Below are 15707 nucleotides of genomic sequence, written 5' to 3'. Positions count from 1 at the left end.
GTACGGGGGTGGGGGCCAGCTTGGGCGCGGCTAGGACGGACATCGGTGGGCCCTTCGGGAGGTGGGCCGTCAGGGTGCCCGTGGCCCGTTGATCCGGCGCTGATCGAAGCTGATCGGACGGTCAGGGACGGGTTCCGGTGCTGTGCGAGGCTGCACCGCATGCGGATCCTGGTGGTCGAAGACGAGGTGGACCTTGCGCAGACCCTGCACACCGGACTGACCGCCGAGGGCTACAGCGTCGACCTCGCGCACGACGGCAGGCAGGGACTGTGGATGGCCCGGACCGGCGAATACGCCCTGGTCGTCCTGGACTTGATGCTCCCCGGGCTCAACGGGTACAAGGTGTGCGCGCAGTTGCGCCGGGAGGGCAACGCGACGCCCATCCTGGTGCTCACCGCGAAGGACGGGGAGTGGGACCAGGCGGAGGCGCTGGACACGGGCGCCGACGACTACCTCGCCAAGCCGTTCTCGTACCTGGTGCTCGTCGCGCGGCTGCGGGCGCTGGTCAGGCGGGCGGCGGCGGTCGCGCCGCCCGTGCTGGCGGTGGGGGACCTGTCGCTGGACGTCGCCGGGCGGGTGTGCCGGCGGGGCGGGACGCGGGTCGATCTGACGCCCCGGGAGTTCGCCGTGCTGGAGCTGCTCGCGCGGCGGGCCGGGCAGGCGGTGTCCAAGGGGGATCTGCTGTATCACGCGTGGCCCGACGAGGCCCTGGATCCGAATCTGGTGGAGGCGAGGGTGAGTGCGTTGCGCAAGAAGGTCGACGCCGCGTTCGGGCGGCGGTCGCTGGAGACGGTGCGGGGAGCGGGGTATCGGCTGGTGGACGACCGTGAACGGGCGTGAGGCGCGGCGGCGGTGGTGGTGGCCGCGGTCGGTGCGGGCGCTGGCCGCGCTGACCGCCGCGCTGACCGCCGCCGTCATCCTGCTGGGGATCGGCTGGTGGGTGCATGACGAGGTCGAACGCGAGAGCGCGCGGATCGCCGAGGACCAGGCCCGTGGGCAACTCTTCGCTCTCGTCGACCAGTTGACGGAGGGAGGGATGCCCAGCCGCAGGAGCACCCTGCCGTTCGAGGTCGTCGCGACCGGCCGGCGTACCCCTGTCGCCTCCGGCGGGGGCATGGACTTCTTCGATGCCGGCAGCGCCCATGTACTGCCCGCCCCGCCCGCGGTCCACGCGCCGGTGAACGCGATCACGGAGGACAGCTGGGGCTACAGCGTTGAGCCCCTGCGCATACCCGCGCGCCGCGACTACGACCCGCCCGCGAACAGATTCGACCTGGCGGGCGGAACCTACCCCGTCCTGTACGTCGACATCTGGGCCGGTGAGCTGGACCGCGGCAGTGCCGCCGCGCTGGGCGTCGCCGCCGGCTCCACGCTGCGGGCCTACGTGGTGGCGCTCCCGGACACGGCCCGGGCGATCACCGGCACCGTCGACGACCTGCTGCTGCGGGCCGCCCTCGTCGCCGTCGTCCTCATCGCCGCCGCGACCTACGGCGCCGTACGCATCGCGCTGCGCCCCGTCGAGGCGATCCGTGTCCTCACCGCCTCCGTCACCGCGAACAACCCCCGCGAACGCGTCACCGTGCCCGCCTCGGGGCACGAGATCGCCGCGCTCGCCACCACCATCAACACCACCCTCCAGCGCCTCGACAACGCCGCCGCCCAGCAGCGCCGGTTCGTCGCGGACGCCGCGCACGAGCTGCGCAGTCCGCTGACGACCCTGCTGGCCAGCCTGGAGGTCGCGCTCGCCTATCCGGACCGTACGGACTGGCCCGCGGCGGCGACCACCGCCGCCCGGCAGACGCGCCGGCTCCAGGCGCTCGCCGAGGACCTGCTGCTCCTCGCGCGGCTGGACACGCGTCCGGGGGGCGGGGGCGGGGCCGTGGACCTGGCCGAGGTCGCTTCCCGGCTGGTCGAGCACTATCCGCTCGGGGAGCGGAAGTTGGCGCTCATGTGGGACGGCGCGGAGAGCGCGTACGTCCTCGGGGACGCCGGTGAGTACGAGCGGCTGGTGCGCAACCTCGTCGACAACGCCGTCCGGCATGCCGCGCACCGGATCCAGGTCACCCTCCGGGTGGCGGACGACGGGTGGGTCGTGCTCGCGGTGCACGACGACGGGCCGGGGGTGCCCGGCGAGGACGCCGAGCGGATCTTCGAGCGGTTCGTACGGCTGGACGACGCGCGCTCCAGGGACGACGGGGGCACCGGGCTGGGGCTCGCCATCGCCCGGGACCTGGCCCAGCGGCACGGCGGGACCCTCACGCTCGCACCCCGCACGCTCGGGGCGTGCTTCCTGCTCCGCCTGCCGCCGGCCGAGGGGGTCCAACTGCTCGCATAGTTGGATCGAACGGGAGGTGATCGCCCGCCGGACAGGGGACGTTGGGGGGAAATCCGAGTGGCTGGAGGAACGGCGTGAACAAGAAGCAGCGGCGGCAGATTCTGGCCGAGGTGTACGCGGAGCGGGAGCGGCTGCTGCCGCTGCGGGGGCAGGCGTCCCGGACGACCATCGAGATGGTGCGGTCCAGCGCGGGGAACGTGGGCGAGCCGGAGATGGTGCCGTACCTCAACCTCGCGTACCTGCTGGGCGTGAAGCGGGGGCTCGGGGAGGACGCGCTGATGGCGTTCGCGCTGTCCCTGGCGAACTGGGCGGTGGCGGCGGTGGCCGAGGTCGCGCGCTCCTCCGGGCGGACGGTGGAGCAGGTGGTCGACATGTACGAGACGGCGATCATGGCGGCGGGCGAGGCGCTGGAAGAGGAGGAGAAGGTGCCGCTGAAGGAGGGGTTCCAGCACGAGGACGGGTTCTGGGACGAGGACTGAGGCGGGGGTGCGGGCGGAAGCGCATCGGAAGCGGATCGGCTCTGGTGGCGGAAGCGGCCGTACTGGTCGCATCGGCGGTGTCATCCAGCCGTTGGAGTACCCATGAACGACCCAGGACCACCATCGTCCTACCAGGGCGCGGGGCTCGTCCCGCCGGCCGGGCCCGCCCGCACCTGGGGGCTCGCCGTCGTCGGCGTACCGCTGGTGCTCGTGCTGCTCCTGACGCTGGTCGTGAGTCTGTCGGGCGGCGACGACTCCGGTGGATCCGGCGGCGACTGGAACGGCTCGTCGGGCTGGCCGGGGACCTCGGAGACGACGGAGGCGACCGAGGAGACGGAGACGGCGGAGGCGACCGACGTGCCCACGCCGTACGACTCGACCGGCGATCCCGTCTACGAGGAGAGCGCGACCCCGTCGCCGTCACCGAGCCTCTCCCCGTCCGACGCCACCGGCCCCGAAGCCGTCGTCACCGCCTACTTCGCGGCCATCAACGACCGTGACTTCGCGACCGCCTGGTCCCTCGGCGGCAAGAACCTCGACCGCGACTATGACACGTTCGTCGAGGGCTTCGCCACCACCGAGTCGGACAGCATCACCATCACGTCCGTGCAGGGCGACGACGTGGCGCTGACCCTCGAAGCGCGCCAGACGGACGGCACGACGAAGACGTTCGACAGCGTCTACACCGTCAGCGGTGGAGAGATCGTCCGTGCCAGGGGCACCCAGACCAGTTGACCATCCGGCAGGAGCGAACCGCCGTGACCACCCAGGTGATCCATCCCCGTCCGCCCGACCCGGTGCCTCGACCGCCGCGCACCGCCCGCGCGTACGCGTGCACCAAGGCTACCCGCCTGCTGTCCGCGGGCACGTACCTCGACGCCGGCTACCGCCGCGCGGTCATCCGGGAGCTGCTGCACAACTACCCCCGGGTCGTGGCGCCTTCGTACGGCTACGACGCCGTGTCGGTGCTCGCCCACGCGCTCGCCGCCCGGCGGCTGCACCGCCTCCAGTGGGCCGTGGGCCTCGGTTCGGCCTTCGTGGTCTGGCTGCTGCTGGTCCTGGGCGCGCTGAACTTCCCCCTGGCCGCGCTGCTCCTGGTGTGGGCGCTGTGGGCCGTGGCCTACCTGCGGCGCATCGTGACCCTGCACACCCTGATGACCCGGCTGAAGGAGACCCGCCCCGACGGCGGTTTCGACGGCGCCTACCCCGCCGACCGGGCCCTCACCGACACCGTCGTCCACAAGATCGACCACGAGCAGTCCAGCAGCAGCGGCCTCGTCTTCTACAGCGGCTTCCGGCCGTTCGTCGGTGCCGGTGAACTCCTGCGCGAGTGGTCCAACGCCCAACTCCTGCTCGGCGCGCGCAAGAAGAGGATCGACACCCGGACGAAGGCCGACGGCGCGACCCTGGACCTGGAGGCGCGCGAGACCCCCGTTCCGTTCACCGTCCGCGAGATCACCGACTACGTCGCCGCCCGGATGCGGGCGGAGCTGCGCGACGAGGTCCGCGGCGACGAGCGCATCGAGGGACTGACCGTCGAGCAGCGCCGTTTCACCACCGCCATCCGCACCAACGACCGTACGCGCGGCCCCGGTTGGTCCCGGCTGCCGGGTGTGGACGACCTTCCCGAGATCCACTGGCGGGAGGACTACGACTCCGCCCGCGAGTACCTGTGCGTGCGGGTCGGTTCGTGGAACGAGGAGCTGGTGACCTCGGTCTTCGTCGGGTTCGACCTCAAGGGCGACACCCTGCACACCGAGTTCTACACCTACGTGCTCGGCCCGCTGGTGGACGATTTCCACCTCGCCGACCGGCTCCCCGACGCCTTCGACGGCCGGCTGGCCGTACGGGTCGCGTGGGGCATGGTCAAGGCCGTGCCGATGCGCGTCCTGGCGCTGGCGCTGTCGCCGCTGTACCTGGTCCCGGAGCGGTTCCTGCCGGCGTCGGTACGACGGCTGCTGCGCCCCGGACGCAGCCGCGCCAGCGTCGGCACCGGCACCGAGGTGCGGACCGTCCTGGTCGACAACAGCGAGTTCCAGTTGGGCCGTTACGCGACCGAGGCGGTCGACTGCGGTGCGCTGACCAGCGTCCGGGAGATGGCCACCAGCACCACCTACCACCACTTCTTCCAGAAGACCGACGCCGTCAAGTACATGCAGATCGTGCAGCGCCGCACGCTCCAGAACATCCGGGCGTTCCTCGCGGAGCACAACATCGACCTCGCCGAGCACGACCGCGCGCAGACCAACATCCTGATGGGGGACCGGAATCAGGTGATCGCGGGGGACAACAACCACGGCTTCGGCTACAACTACCACGAATCCGGCGGCAGTTCGTCGGGTTCGTCCGGTTCGGCCGGTCCGGCCGGAGACTGAGGGGGACAGGGACCATGAGCGGGAACTTCACGTTCGGCGACCACAACCAGGTCGTCACCGGCGACGGCAACCAGCGGTTCGGCTACAACTTCCATGAAGCACCGGCGGCCTCCGCCGTCGAGAAGCGGGAGGAGCCGTCGGAGCCGGGGACACCCACGTTCCCCTCCGACGACGTCCGCGCTCGCAGCGTCTTCGTCGTGCACGGCCGCGACGAGGAGGTGCGCTCGGCGATGTTCGGGCTGCTGCGCCGCCTGGATCTACGGCCCCTGGAGTGGGAGGAGTTGGTGCGCGCCACCGGCAAGGCCTCGCCCTTCCTCGGCGAGGTCGTCGCGCACGCGCCGTCCCAGGCGCAGGCCGCGCTGGTGCTGCTCACGCCGGACGACATCGCCAAGCTCCACCCGCAGTTGCTGGGCGACCGCGAACGCGACGACGAGACCCGACTGACCGGGCAGCCGCGGCAGAACGTGCTGATCGAGCTGGGCATGGTGCTGATGGCCTACCCCGAGCGGACCGTGATCGTCGAGGTCGGCCATCTGCGGCAGGCCGCCGACACGGCGGGGCGCAACGTCATCCGCTTCGACGGGTCGGAGGAGTCCCTCAGGAAGATCGTCGCGCGGCTGAAGGTGGCCGAGTGCCGATTGGACGACTCCCGGCCGGAGTGGCTCGACACCTCGTACTTCGCGAACCTGTCGGCCTATCGGCGGCTCGCCTGAGCTCAGGGTGCGGCGGGCCCCGACGCGAGGGTGTTCAGGAAGGCGCCCAGCTCCCGCATGTCGATCCGCTCCAGGTCCGACGGCCGTACCAGGACCCGCAGTTCGCGGCAGACGGCGCCCTCCCGGGAGCGGGCGACGAAGGACATCAGCAGCAGCCGCAGCAGGCTGTCCAGGTCGAGATGGCCGAGCCGGGCCAGCCCCGAGCCCACCAACGGCATGGCCACGCACTCCAGTTGGGCGTGGTCGCGCAGCGCCTCCCACAGCCGGGTCAGCCCGGCCGAGAGGTCCTCGACGCTGGAGGCGGCCACGTAGTCGTTGCCGATCCGGCTGTAGGCGACGGCGAACACGAGCCGGGGCCGGGCACCGAGCACCGCGACCGTGCCGATCGGGTACCGGTCCAGTTTGCCGAGCGGTTTGCGGGCCCGTTCCTCGCGTGCGACCGGGGTGAAGGGGGCGAGCGCCGCGTCCAGTTCGGCGTCGAGCCGCCGTACGTCGCCGTCGTAGCGCCGGGCCAGCAGCTGGGCCTGCACGCTGTCGCCGTTGATGACGACGGACGCTTCCGGCTCGGTGTCGAAGGTGTCGCAGAACCCGACGACGAGGTGGGCGGGCTGGTCGAAGACGTCGCCCGCCTCGACCACCACCGTCATGTCCGGCCGCCGGAACTCCTGCCGTACCCGCTGCACCGGCCGGGCCGCGCAGAGCCCCCACACCAGGCAGGCGCCCAGCGACACCACGCTGACGAGTCCGGCGTCGGGCAGGCCACCGGGGAAGAGCTGGCCGGTGAACTGGAGCACCGCGGACATCCCGCCGAACGCGACGGCCGTGTTCCGCATGAAGACCTGCCGGGCGCGGCGGGTCCCGTACCGCCGCGACGGCCGTCGGGGCAGCCGTAACGACCGTCGTATCAGCCGTCGGGACAGCCGTGTCGCACCCGGTCCACCGGGAACACCCGGACACATCGTTCCTCCAAGGCATCGTGGTAATCTGCCGGTCACTTGATAGTTACGCAGAGTGGCGAACAGATGCGGCGGGGGCGACGCGAGTGGCCGATGCACGAACGCACATCCAAGTGAAGGTGCTGGGCCCGGTCCGGCTCGAAGTGGACGGCGTCGCGGTGCGGCTGACACCGCTGACGACCCGGCTGCTGGTCCGCCTGGTGGCCGCCGAGGGCGAGGCCGTTCCGGTCCGGCAACTGCGGCGCGACGTCTGGGGGTTGGCCGACGAGCCGCGCCATCTGGCCCAGCGCAGCCGCAACGAGGTGCAGAAGCGCGTGCTGGAGCTGCGCCGCGCCCTCGACCCCCGGCAGGACGGCACCGGCGCCCGTGTCCTGCGCACCGAGCAGCAAGTCACCCTGCACGGCTCGGAGTCGGCCTACCGCCTGGTGCTGCGGCCCGGGGAGCTGGACAGCGCGCGGTTCACCGACCTCGTCCGGGGCGCCCTGCTCGACCCGCCCGCCACCGCAGCGCACCGGCTCGACGAGGCGCTGTCCCTGCTCTACGGCCGCCCGCTGGCCGAGGTCGACGGCGAGGGGTTCGCGGAGCCCTTCATCCGCCGCCTCGCCGCCCTGCGGGACGCCGCCCGCCGTGAACTCGTGCGTGTCCAGGCCGACTTGGGGCATCCCGAACTCGCCCTGCCGGTCGCCGAGTCGATCGTCCGCGACCACCCCGACGACGCCGAGGCCGCGCGCACCCTGGACGCCCTGCGGGCCACGCTGCGCGCCCGGCACGGCGCCGAACTCATGCGCCACCGGGTGCCGTTGCCGGGTCAGCGCGCCGATGTCGTCCTGGTCCGGGGCGACTTGTTCGAGCAGACGGACTCCAACCTGGTCGTCGGTTTCACGGACACCTTCGACACCGAGTCCGACCAGTCGATCGTGATCAGCGGCGAGAGCGTGCAGAGCCAGCTCGTGGACCGGCTGTTCGCCGGGGAACGCCGGCTGCTGGACGAGAAGCTCAGGTCCGGGCTGCGTACGGTCCAGGCCGTCGCGACCGAGAGCGTGCGGGCCAAACCCCGGGGGAGGCGCGTGCGTTACCCCGTCGGCACCACCGTCGTCGTCCCCGTGGACGGCGGACGCCGGGTGTTCGCGACCGCGTACTCGCGGCTCGGCAACGACCTGGTGGCCCACTCCGGCCACGACGACCTGCGCGTCAGCCTGGAGAGCCTGTGGGCGTCGGTCGCGGTGCACGGGCTGTTCAAACCGGTCGCCGTTCCGCTCATCGGGTCGGGGCTCGCGCGGGTCACCGACCTCGACCGGGGGCAGCTCGTGGCCCTCATCGTCGACTCGTTCATCGACGCGTACGTCTTTCCCGATGGCGAACTCGCGCCGATCGGCACCACCGTCACCCAGCTGGAGCGCGCCGGGTTCGAGGTGCGGGACGTCGAGTCGCTCCGGGAGCACTACGCGCTGACCCTGCGGCGCTGGGTACGGAACCTGGAGGCCGGGTGGGACCGGGCGGCGGAACTCGCCGGGCCGGGACGCGCGAGAGTCTGGCAGCTCTACATGGCCGCCTCCGCCCTCGCCTTCGAACGCAACCGCATAGGAGTCAACCAGGTCCTGGCCGTACGCCCCGCGGAAACCGGCAACTCCGGCCTCCCCCTGCGCGCACGGGCCTGGGCGGAATAACCGACCCCGAACCCCCGAGACACCCGGCCTTCACAGACAAAGAAGCGGGGCGGTCTCCACCCCCGTCAGGGAGACCGCCCCGCTCCATCCCGCCCCGCTACTCCGACTTGATCGCCCCCAGCATGTTCAGCCGCGCAGCGCGCCGCGCGGGCCACAGGGCCGCGAGGACGCCCACGGCGCCGGCGAGTGCGAGGAAGACGGCGATCCGCGCCCAGGGGAGGACGAGTTCGTACGTCGGCAGGCTGGTGCCCATCAGTTCGCCCGCGGCCCAGCCGAAGAACACCCCGAGGCCGATGCCGAGGACCCCGCCGAAGAGGGAGATGACGAGGGACTCCAGGCGGACCATCCGCTTGATGCCCCGCCGGTCGAGCCCGATCGCACGGAGCATCCCGATCTCCTGGGACCGCTCGAAGACGGACATCGCGAGGGTGTTGACGACCCCGAGGACGGCGACGATGACGGCCATCGCGAGCAGCCCGTACAGCATGTTCAGCAGCAGCGTGAAGAACTGGGCGATCTGGTTGGAGATGTCCTTCTTGCTCTGGACCTGGATCCCGGGGTTGTCCCCGAGCGCCTTCACCAGGGCGGACTTCGCCTCGGCCGACGTGCCCCCGTCAGTCTTGACCATGACCTTCATGTCGGTGACGTCGGTCTGGTGCGGCGCGAGCGTCGCCGTGTCGAGGAGGATGCCGCGCACGAATTCGTTGCTCTCGTAGACCCCGTTCACGGTGAGCCGCTGGCTCTTGCCGTCCTCGTAGTGGACGGTGAACGCCGAACCCGGCTTCCAGTCGTGCATGCCGGCCGTGTGCCGGTCGACGACGACCTTCGTCCCGCCGACCTCGAAGCGGCCCTCCTCGACCTTCGGGCTGATCAGCCCGCCGACCGTGGAGCCGTCGACCCCCGTCAGGTACTCCTGGTCGCCGTCGATCCGGGACGGCGAGTTGCGCATCGGGCTGGTCGCCTGGACGCCGGACGCGGTCTTGAGCTTCTTCTCCACGTCCGGCGTGAGGCTGTTGCCGTTGACCATGGAGACGACGTAGTCCGCGCGGATCGCGTCGGACGCCATCTTCTCGATCGCCTTCTGGAGGCTTCCGGCGATCACCGTCATGCCCGTGATCAGCGTCAGGCCGATCATCAGCGCGGACGCGGTGGCGGCCGTACGGCGCGGGTTGCGCACCGAGTTCTGGCGGGCCAGCTTCCCGGAGATCCCGAAGCCGCGCATCAGGGGGCCGGCGGCGGCGATCAGCGGGCGCGACAGCAGCGGGGTGAGGATGAAGACGCCGATGATCAGCAGGACCGCGCCGATCCCCATGGCGGTCCGCGCCTCGGTGCCGCTCATCGTCGTGGCCGCCAGGACCGTCCCGGCGCCCGCCGCCGAGACCAGCGAGCCGAGGGTGTTGCGGACGACGAGGGAGCGCGTCGTCGCCTGCGCGTGCAGGCTGCTCATCGCGGCGACCGGCGGGATCTTCGCGGCGCGGCGGCCCGGCAGCCAGGCGGCGAGCATCGTGATGACGACGCCGACGGCCAGCGCGGAGACGATCGTGCCGGACGAGATGATCAGCGGGCCGTCCGGGATGATCGCGCCGGTCTGCTCCAGCAGCGCGCGCAGGCCCGCGCCGATGCCGATGCCCGCGACCAGGCCGGTGACTCCGGCGACCGTGCCGACCACGAACGCCTCGATCAGCACCGACCGCGTCACCTGACGCCGGGAGGCGCCGACCGCGCGCAGCAGGGCCAGCTCCTTCGTGCGCTGCGCGACCAGCATCGTGAAGGTGTTCGCGATGATGAACGTGCCGACGAACAGGGCGATCCCGGCGAAGACCAGCAGGCCCTGCTTGAGGCCGCTCATCGACGCGGAGATCATCCGCGCCTGGTCGGCGGCGAGCTGGTCGCTCGTCGTCGTCTCGACCTTGTCCGCCGGGAGCGCCTTGTCGAGGGCCGACTTGAGGGCCGTCTGCGAGACGCCGGGGGCGGCCTTGACGTCGATCTCGTCGTACGTGCCCGTCTTGCCGAAGAGCTTCTGGGCCGTCGCCGTGTCGAAGAGGGTGAGGCTGCCGCCCGCCGCGACGTTGCCGTCCTTCGTCGTGAAGATGCCGGAGACCGTCGGCGTGAGGACCGGGCCGTCGACCGAGATGCGGACGGTGTCGCCGACCTGGTAGCCGGCGCGCCTGGCGGTGTCGGCGTCCATCGCGATCTCGTCGGCGCCCTGGGGGGCCTTTCCGCTGGTCAGCGGGTAGCGGGCGTCGGCGTCGCCCCAGTAGTTGGCGCCCTGGGAGGAGAAGCCGTTGCCGATCAGGTCGCCGTCCTTGCCGGCGATGGCGGTGAAGCCGGTCACCACGCCGGTCGCGGACGCGGCGCCCGGCACGGAGGCGGCCCGCTTCAGCAGGGTGTCCGTCAGCTCGGGGTCCTTGGCGACCTTGGTGTCGGTGGCCTTCTGGGCCCGGGGCTGTACGGCGACGTCGACCTGGTCGAAGCCCTTCGCGGAGCTGTTCTCCAGGGCGTTGGACAGGGTGTTGGTGAAGACCAGGGTCCCCGAGACGAAGGCGACGCCGAGCATGACCGCGAGGACGGTCATCAGGAGGCGGGCCTTGTGCGCGAGGACGTTGCGCAGGGCGGTGCGGAACATCAGCTGGTCCGGCCCTTCGCGTCGAATTGCTTCATGAGGTCGAGCACGGAGTCGGCCGTCGGGCCGTACATCTCGTCGACCACCCGGCCGTCCGCCAGGAAGATCACGCGGTCCGCGTACGACGCGGCGACCGGGTCGTGGGTCACCATCACGACCGTCTGGCCCAGTTCCCGCACGGAGTTGCGCAGGAAGCCGAGGACCTCGGCGCCCGAGCGGGAGTCGAGGTTTCCGGTCGGCTCGTCACCGAAGACGATGTCCGGGCGGGAGGCCAACGCCCTGGCCACGGCGACGCGTTGCTGCTGGCCGCCGGAGAGCTGGGACGGGCGGTGGCTGAGACGGCCCGACAGGCCGACCATCGAGATGACCGTTTCCAGCCACTGCTTGTCGGGCTTTCGGCCCGCGATGTCCATCGGCAGCGTGATGTTCTCCAGCGCCGTCAGCGTCGGCAGCAGGTTGAACGCCTGGAAGATGAAGCCGATCTTGTCCCGGCGGAGTTTCGTGAGCTGCTTGTCCTTCAGCGAGCCCAGCTCCGTGTCCCCGATGCGGACCGAGCCGGAGGAGAAGGTGTCGAGCCCGGCGACGCAGTGCATGAGCGTCGACTTGCCGGAGCCCGAGGGGCCCATGATCGCGGTGAACTGGGCCTGGTGGAAGTCGACGGAGACCCGATCCAGGGCGACCACCCGGGTTTCGCCCTGTCCGTAGATCTTCGAGAGATCCGTGGCTCGGGCGGCCACGGCGGCGGTCGGCCGCGCTGCGAGGGGAGTGGTGGTCACGGAAGTCGCTCCTGAGGACGGGGTCGGGACTCGTCCATCGTCGGCGGCGCCCACCGTGGTTGTAGTCACTCTTCGGTTCCGTATCTCGCACCCGACTCCGGAGTGACAAGGGGCGGTCTTGTCATACCTGGGTATGACCCCCGACCCTGACACCGGAGGTGACGGTGAGAACACGGTGTGCGGCGGGGAGTGTTTGTCGAGAACCGGTGGAGCGCCCTCGTTCAGACGGTGAAATTCCGTCATTCCGCGTACACGCGCGGTGATCGCCGGTCAGGCTACTGGCAAGTGCGTATGGCCTGTTCCATGGTCTGATGCTCCCTCAGACATCAATAAAATAAGACAACATCGGTTCCCCCGGCCGCTGTTGGGGAGAGGCGTCCCGATAGGCTCGGGGCGCGACGACGCGGAGCCCTTGGCCAGCCCAGATGGTGGAATGCAGACACGGCGAGCTTAAACCTCGCTGCCCCGAAGCGGGCGTGCCGGTTCAAGTCCGGCTCTGGGCACCTCCGCTCCCGCCGTCGGCCGCGCGGCCCCTCTTGGTTGACTGCGCCGCCCATCAAGGCGTTGGCCCCACCCTCGCGAACCGTTGACACTCCCTGAACGCGGGCGCAGACTCAGGGGCGGAGATCGGTGAAGGAAACTTCACTGTGCGAACAGCCTTGAGGGAAGGGAACGTTCGATGCGCACCACCGTCGGCATCATCGGAGCCGGACCCGCCGGACTCCTCCTCGCCCGGCTGCTGCGCGTCGCCGGCATCGACTCCGTCGTACTGGAGAGCCACGACCGGGAGTACGTCGAGCACCGGCAGCGCGCCGGAATCCTGGAACAGGGAACCGTCGACGTCCTGCGCGCGGCCGGCGCGGCGGAGCGCCTCGACCGGGAAGGGCTGCGGCACGACGGCATCGAGCTGCGCTACGACCGCCGCCGGCACCGCGTCGACTTCCCCGCGCTCACCGGCGGGAAGTCCGTCACCGTCTACGCCCAGACCGAGGTCTGCAAGGACCTCATCGCCCTCCAGCTCGACGGCGGCGGACCGCTGCTGTTCGAGGCGGAGGCCATCGCCGTGGAGGACCTGGAAGGACCGCGGCCCCGCGTCCGGTTCCGGCGCGCGGGCGCCGAGGAGACGCTGGAGTGCGAGTACGTCGTCGGCTGCGACGGGTTCTGGGGTATCACCCGGCGCCTCATACCCGAGAGCCACGCCCGGGCCTTCGAGCGGACGTACCCCTACGCCTGGCTCGGCATCCTCGCCGACGTACCCCCCTCGCACGACGAGCTCGTCTACGCCCGCCACGAGCGCGGCTTCGCCCTCCTGTCCATGCGGTCGCCCTCCGTCTCCCGCCTCTACCTCCAGGTGCCCGCGGGCACGGACGCGGAGAGCTGGGCCGACGACGCGATCTGGGACGAACTCGACCGCCGCCTCGAAACGGACGACGACTGGACCCTGCGGCGTGGCCCCATCACCCAGAAGTCCGTCACCCCCATGCGGTCCTACGTCCACGAACCCATGCGGTACGGCCGCCTCCTCCTGGCCGGCGACGCCGCCCACATCGTCCCGCCGACCGGCGCGAAGGGCCTCAACCTCGCCGTCGGCGACGTCGTCACCCTCGCCCGCGCGCTGGCCCACCAGCAGTCGACCGGCTCGCCCGCACTCCTCGACACGTACTCCGCCGACTGCCTCCACCGCGTCTGGCAGGCCGAACGGTTCTCGTACGACATGACGACGATGCTCCACCGCGCGCCGGACACCGACCCCTTCGAGGAACGCCTCCAGCGGGCGCGGCTGGAGCGGATCGCCGGCTCGGAAGCGGCGGGTGCGGAGCTGGCGGAGGGGTACACGGGGTTCCCGTACTGAGCGTGCCGCCCCGGTTCACCTGGGGATACGCGATGTTCCGTCCAGATAAGCGGATGGTCTCCCCCCGGTTCCGGACGTGTCGCGACTTGGTCATGAATGAGGGCCGGGAGAGCCGGGAATCAAGGAACCGCGTAGCGTGTTGGCGCAACCACGGCGGAGAAAGATCCTCCTCAAGCACTAGGGTCAATCTTTTGCCGTTCCATTACTCTTGATGCCAAGGCCGCGCGAGGCGGCCATGGAGGAGTGAAATGAGGAGCAGAAACCCGGTCTTCTCGCGACGGGGCTTCAGCCGCGACAACGGCTACGCGGGCTTCAACGCCACGCCGCAGGCCGGGGGACCCGCTGTCGCCACGCAGGCGAACCCGTATGCCCAGCAGGCGGGTAACCCCTACGCGACGAACCCGTACGCCCAGCAGACCCAGCAAGGCGCCCCGCCGCAGGCCGCGTCCGGCGCGATGACGATCGACGACGTCGTCTCGCGCACCGCGATGACGCTCGGCACGGTCATCGTGACCGCGGTCCTCGCCTGGCTCCTGCTGCCGGTCGACGAGGCCAACCTCAACAAGTCGTACGGCATCGCCATCGGCGCCGGTCTGATCGCGATGGTGCTGGCACTCGTCCAGTCCTTCAAGCAGCGTCCGGCCCCCGCGCTGATCCTGGCGTACGCCGCCTTCGAGGGCGTCTTCCTCGGCGTCATCTCGGCGACCGTGTCGACGTACATCTCGGCGGGCGTCGTCACCCAGGCCGTGCTCGGCACGATGGCCGTCTCGGCCGGTGTGCTCGTCGCCTACAAGGCCGGCTGGATCCGCGTCAACCGGCGCTTCTACGGCTTCGTGATGGCCGCCGCGCTCGGCTTCGTGCTGCTGATGGCGATCAACCTGCTGTTCGCCGTCTTCGGCGGCGGTGACGGCCTCGGCTTCCGCAGCGGCGGCCTCGGCATCGTCTTCGGCATCATCGGCATCCTGCTCGGCGCGTGCTTCCTCGCGCTGGACTTCAAGCAGGTCGAGGACGGGATCGCGTACGGCGCGCCCCGCGAGGAGGCGTGGCTCGCGGCGTTCGGGCTCACGATGACCCTCGTCTGGATCTACATGGAGTTCCTGCGGCTGCTCGCGATCCTTCAGGGCGGCGACGACTAGTCCTGAGGTAGTCGGCAGGTAGTACCTGAGAGGGACCCCGCGGTTCGCGCCGCGGGGTCCCTTTCGTGTGCGGGCGCGGTTGCGCGGCTACCGGAGTTTGCGCGCGGCCCTCCTCAGGTCGTACTCATGGATGAGGGCTTTCGCGTGGCCGTACGCCAGGTTGTGTTCGTGGCGTAGCCAGCTGACCTTCTCCTCGAAGCGGAGAGCGGGGCCTTCGTCTACGGTGCGCAGCCAGTCGGCTACTTCACGACCGGTGCAGTGGGGGATGCGGGCGAGCAGGTTGCGATGGGTCTCCTCGGAGAAGACTTGGGACATCGGCGCCTCCGGGGCGTTCGGGTGTAAGCCGGTCCTTCAAGTCACCGTGCCTGAGGGTTCGCCTGTTGGCAACAGTCCCGTCCCGGGTGGGTGGCCGGAGGTCGTGGCGTAGGCTCGCCGCGTGGTGGATACGACGCCGTTGTTGCGCGCGGTTGATTTGTTCGCGGATCGATTGAGGGCGGCGCCTCAGAGCCGCCTCCAGCGGGGCGCTGCCGCTGAGGCTCTGCGGTTGGCCCAGGAGTTGGCGGCGTGGGCGCAGGCCGTGGAGGAGCCGGGGGGCGAGGCTCGGGTGATGCCCGATGCGGGGATGTTCGCCGTCGCCGATCAGATCACTGTCGCGGCTCATGATCTGGCGGTCGTGCTGACGAGTGCGGGGGAGGTCGAGGAAGCGGTGCGGGTGGTGGAGGAGGCGCGGAAGAGGGCGGGGGTTTGAGGTTCGTTCGCGGCTTTCCGCCGGTGGGGGGCTGGTGGCGCAGTTCC

14 protein-coding genes and 1 tRNA gene are annotated in these 15707 nt (G+C 70.8%); 11 read left to right on the top strand and 4 right to left on the bottom strand.

Annotation, left to right across the window (positions count from 1 at the left end; translation table 11 throughout):
* Window positions 1-159 precede the first annotated feature (159 nt).
* From AOK24_RS27255 to AOK24_RS27230, 6 genes are all read left to right on the top strand, one after another.
* Complete coding sequence (locus AOK24_RS27255; RefSeq protein WP_055722709.1) at window positions 160-840, top strand: response regulator transcription factor; 681 nt, start codon at window positions 160-162, stop codon at window positions 838-840.
* Window positions 827-2335 carry a sensor histidine kinase gene (locus tag AOK24_RS27250; protein WP_055722708.1) on the top strand — a complete coding sequence of 503 codons (1509 nt, stop codon included), beginning with the start codon at window positions 827-829 and terminating at the stop codon, window positions 2333-2335. Before AOK24_RS27255 ends, AOK24_RS27250 begins: the two co-directional genes overlap by 14 nt.
* 74 nt (window positions 2336-2409) lie before the next feature.
* Complete coding sequence (locus AOK24_RS27245) at window positions 2410-2814, top strand: hypothetical protein (RefSeq protein WP_055722707.1); 405 nt, start codon at window positions 2410-2412, stop codon at window positions 2812-2814.
* 102 nt (window positions 2815-2916) lie between these two features.
* Window positions 2917-3549 carry a nuclear transport factor 2-like protein gene (locus tag AOK24_RS27240; RefSeq protein WP_055722706.1) on the top strand — a complete coding sequence of 211 codons (633 nt, stop codon included), beginning with the start codon at window positions 2917-2919 and terminating at the stop codon, window positions 3547-3549.
* A gap of 23 nt (window positions 3550-3572) precedes the next feature.
* Window positions 3573-5189 (top strand): hypothetical protein, encoded by a 1617-nt coding sequence (locus AOK24_RS27235; RefSeq protein WP_107104061.1) that lies wholly within the window; start codon window positions 3573-3575, stop codon window positions 5187-5189.
* Between the two features lie 14 nt (window positions 5190-5203).
* A complete protein-coding gene (locus tag AOK24_RS27230; protein WP_055722705.1) occupies window positions 5204-5902 on the top strand; it encodes a TIR domain-containing protein in 699 nt (232 codons plus the stop codon).
* Between the two features lie 2 nt (window positions 5903-5904).
* Here AOK24_RS27230 and AOK24_RS27225 read toward each other — a convergent pair whose 3' ends face one another.
* Entirely contained in the window at window positions 5905-6735 is an 831-nt protein-coding gene (locus AOK24_RS27225) for a macro domain-containing protein (protein ID WP_055722704.1), read from the bottom strand.
* Between the two features lie 209 nt (window positions 6736-6944).
* Between AOK24_RS27225 and AOK24_RS27220 the strand changes: the two genes are divergently transcribed.
* The gene (locus AOK24_RS27220; protein WP_240554136.1) at window positions 6945-8525 is read left to right on the top strand and encodes a macro domain-containing protein; all 1581 of its coding nucleotides are present in this window, start codon (window positions 6945-6947) and stop codon (window positions 8523-8525) included.
* Between the two features lie 97 nt (window positions 8526-8622).
* Here AOK24_RS27220 and AOK24_RS27215 read toward each other — a convergent pair whose 3' ends face one another.
* Together AOK24_RS27215 and AOK24_RS27210 are read right to left on the bottom strand one after the other, a co-directional pair.
* On the bottom strand, window positions 8623-11151 hold the full coding sequence (locus tag AOK24_RS27215; RefSeq protein WP_055722703.1) for an ABC transporter permease: 2529 nt from the start codon (window positions 11149-11151) through the stop codon (window positions 8623-8625).
* On the bottom strand, window positions 11151-11924 hold the full coding sequence (locus AOK24_RS27210) for an ABC transporter ATP-binding protein (RefSeq protein WP_055722702.1): 774 nt from the start codon (window positions 11922-11924) through the stop codon (window positions 11151-11153). Before AOK24_RS27210 ends, AOK24_RS27215 begins: the two co-directional genes overlap by 1 nt.
* A gap of 419 nt (window positions 11925-12343) precedes the next feature.
* Here AOK24_RS27210 and AOK24_RS27205 point away from each other — a divergent pair.
* From AOK24_RS27205 to AOK24_RS27195, 3 genes are all read left to right on the top strand, one after another.
* Window positions 12344-12427, top strand: a tRNA-Leu gene (locus AOK24_RS27205).
* A gap of 176 nt (window positions 12428-12603) precedes the next feature.
* A complete protein-coding gene (locus AOK24_RS27200) occupies window positions 12604-13776 on the top strand; it encodes a 4-hydroxybenzoate 3-monooxygenase (protein ID WP_055722701.1) in 1173 nt (390 codons plus the stop codon).
* A gap of 248 nt (window positions 13777-14024) precedes the next feature.
* A complete protein-coding gene (locus AOK24_RS27195; RefSeq protein WP_055722700.1) occupies window positions 14025-14912 on the top strand; it encodes a Bax inhibitor-1/YccA family protein in 888 nt (295 codons plus the stop codon).
* Window positions 14913-14999: 87 nt separating this feature from the next.
* On the opposite strand, the gene AOK24_RS27190 is transcribed toward AOK24_RS27195, so the two are convergent.
* The gene (locus AOK24_RS27190; RefSeq protein ID WP_055722699.1) at window positions 15000-15227 is read right to left on the bottom strand and encodes a DUF4287 domain-containing protein; all 228 of its coding nucleotides are present in this window, start codon (window positions 15225-15227) and stop codon (window positions 15000-15002) included.
* 121 nt (window positions 15228-15348) lie between these two features.
* Here AOK24_RS27190 and AOK24_RS27185 point away from each other — a divergent pair, with 121 nt between their 5' ends.
* Entirely contained in the window at window positions 15349-15660 is a 312-nt protein-coding gene (locus tag AOK24_RS27185) for a hypothetical protein (protein ID WP_055722698.1), read from the top strand.
* Window positions 15661-15707: the final 47 nt, after the last annotated feature.

The sequence above is a fragment of the Streptomyces niveiscabiei genome (assembly GCF_001419795.1).
In the GTDB taxonomy this organism is placed as follows: Bacteria; Actinomycetota; Actinomycetes; order Streptomycetales; family Streptomycetaceae; genus Streptomyces; species Streptomyces niveiscabiei.
This window is presented reverse-complemented; position numbering and strand designations above follow the sequence as displayed.

Bases quoted from the DNA above. Each gene is read 5' to 3' on its own strand.
- AOK24_RS27255 (WP_055722709.1), top strand. From the start codon at position 160: ATGCGGATCCTGGTGGTCGAAGACGAGGTGGACCTTGCGCAGACCCTG.
- AOK24_RS27195 (WP_055722700.1), top strand. From the start codon at position 14,025: ATGAGGAGCAGAAACCCGGTCTTCTCGCGACGGGGCTTCAGCCGCGAC.
- AOK24_RS27230 (WP_055722705.1), top strand. From the start codon at position 5,204: ATGAGCGGGAACTTCACGTTCGGCGACCACAACCAGGTCGTCACCGGC.
- AOK24_RS27190 (WP_055722699.1), bottom strand. From the start codon at position 15,227: ATGTCCCAAGTCTTCTCCGAGGAGACCCATCGCAACCTGCTCGCCCGC.
- AOK24_RS27240 (WP_055722706.1), top strand. From the start codon at position 2,917: ATGAACGACCCAGGACCACCATCGTCCTACCAGGGCGCGGGGCTCGTC.
- AOK24_RS27200 (WP_055722701.1), top strand. From the start codon at position 12,604: ATGCGCACCACCGTCGGCATCATCGGAGCCGGACCCGCCGGACTCCTC.
- AOK24_RS27215 (WP_055722703.1), bottom strand. From the start codon at position 11,151: ATGTTCCGCACCGCCCTGCGCAACGTCCTCGCGCACAAGGCCCGCCTC.
- AOK24_RS27225 (WP_055722704.1), bottom strand. From the start codon at position 6,735: ATGCGGAACACGGCCGTCGCGTTCGGCGGGATGTCCGCGGTGCTCCAG.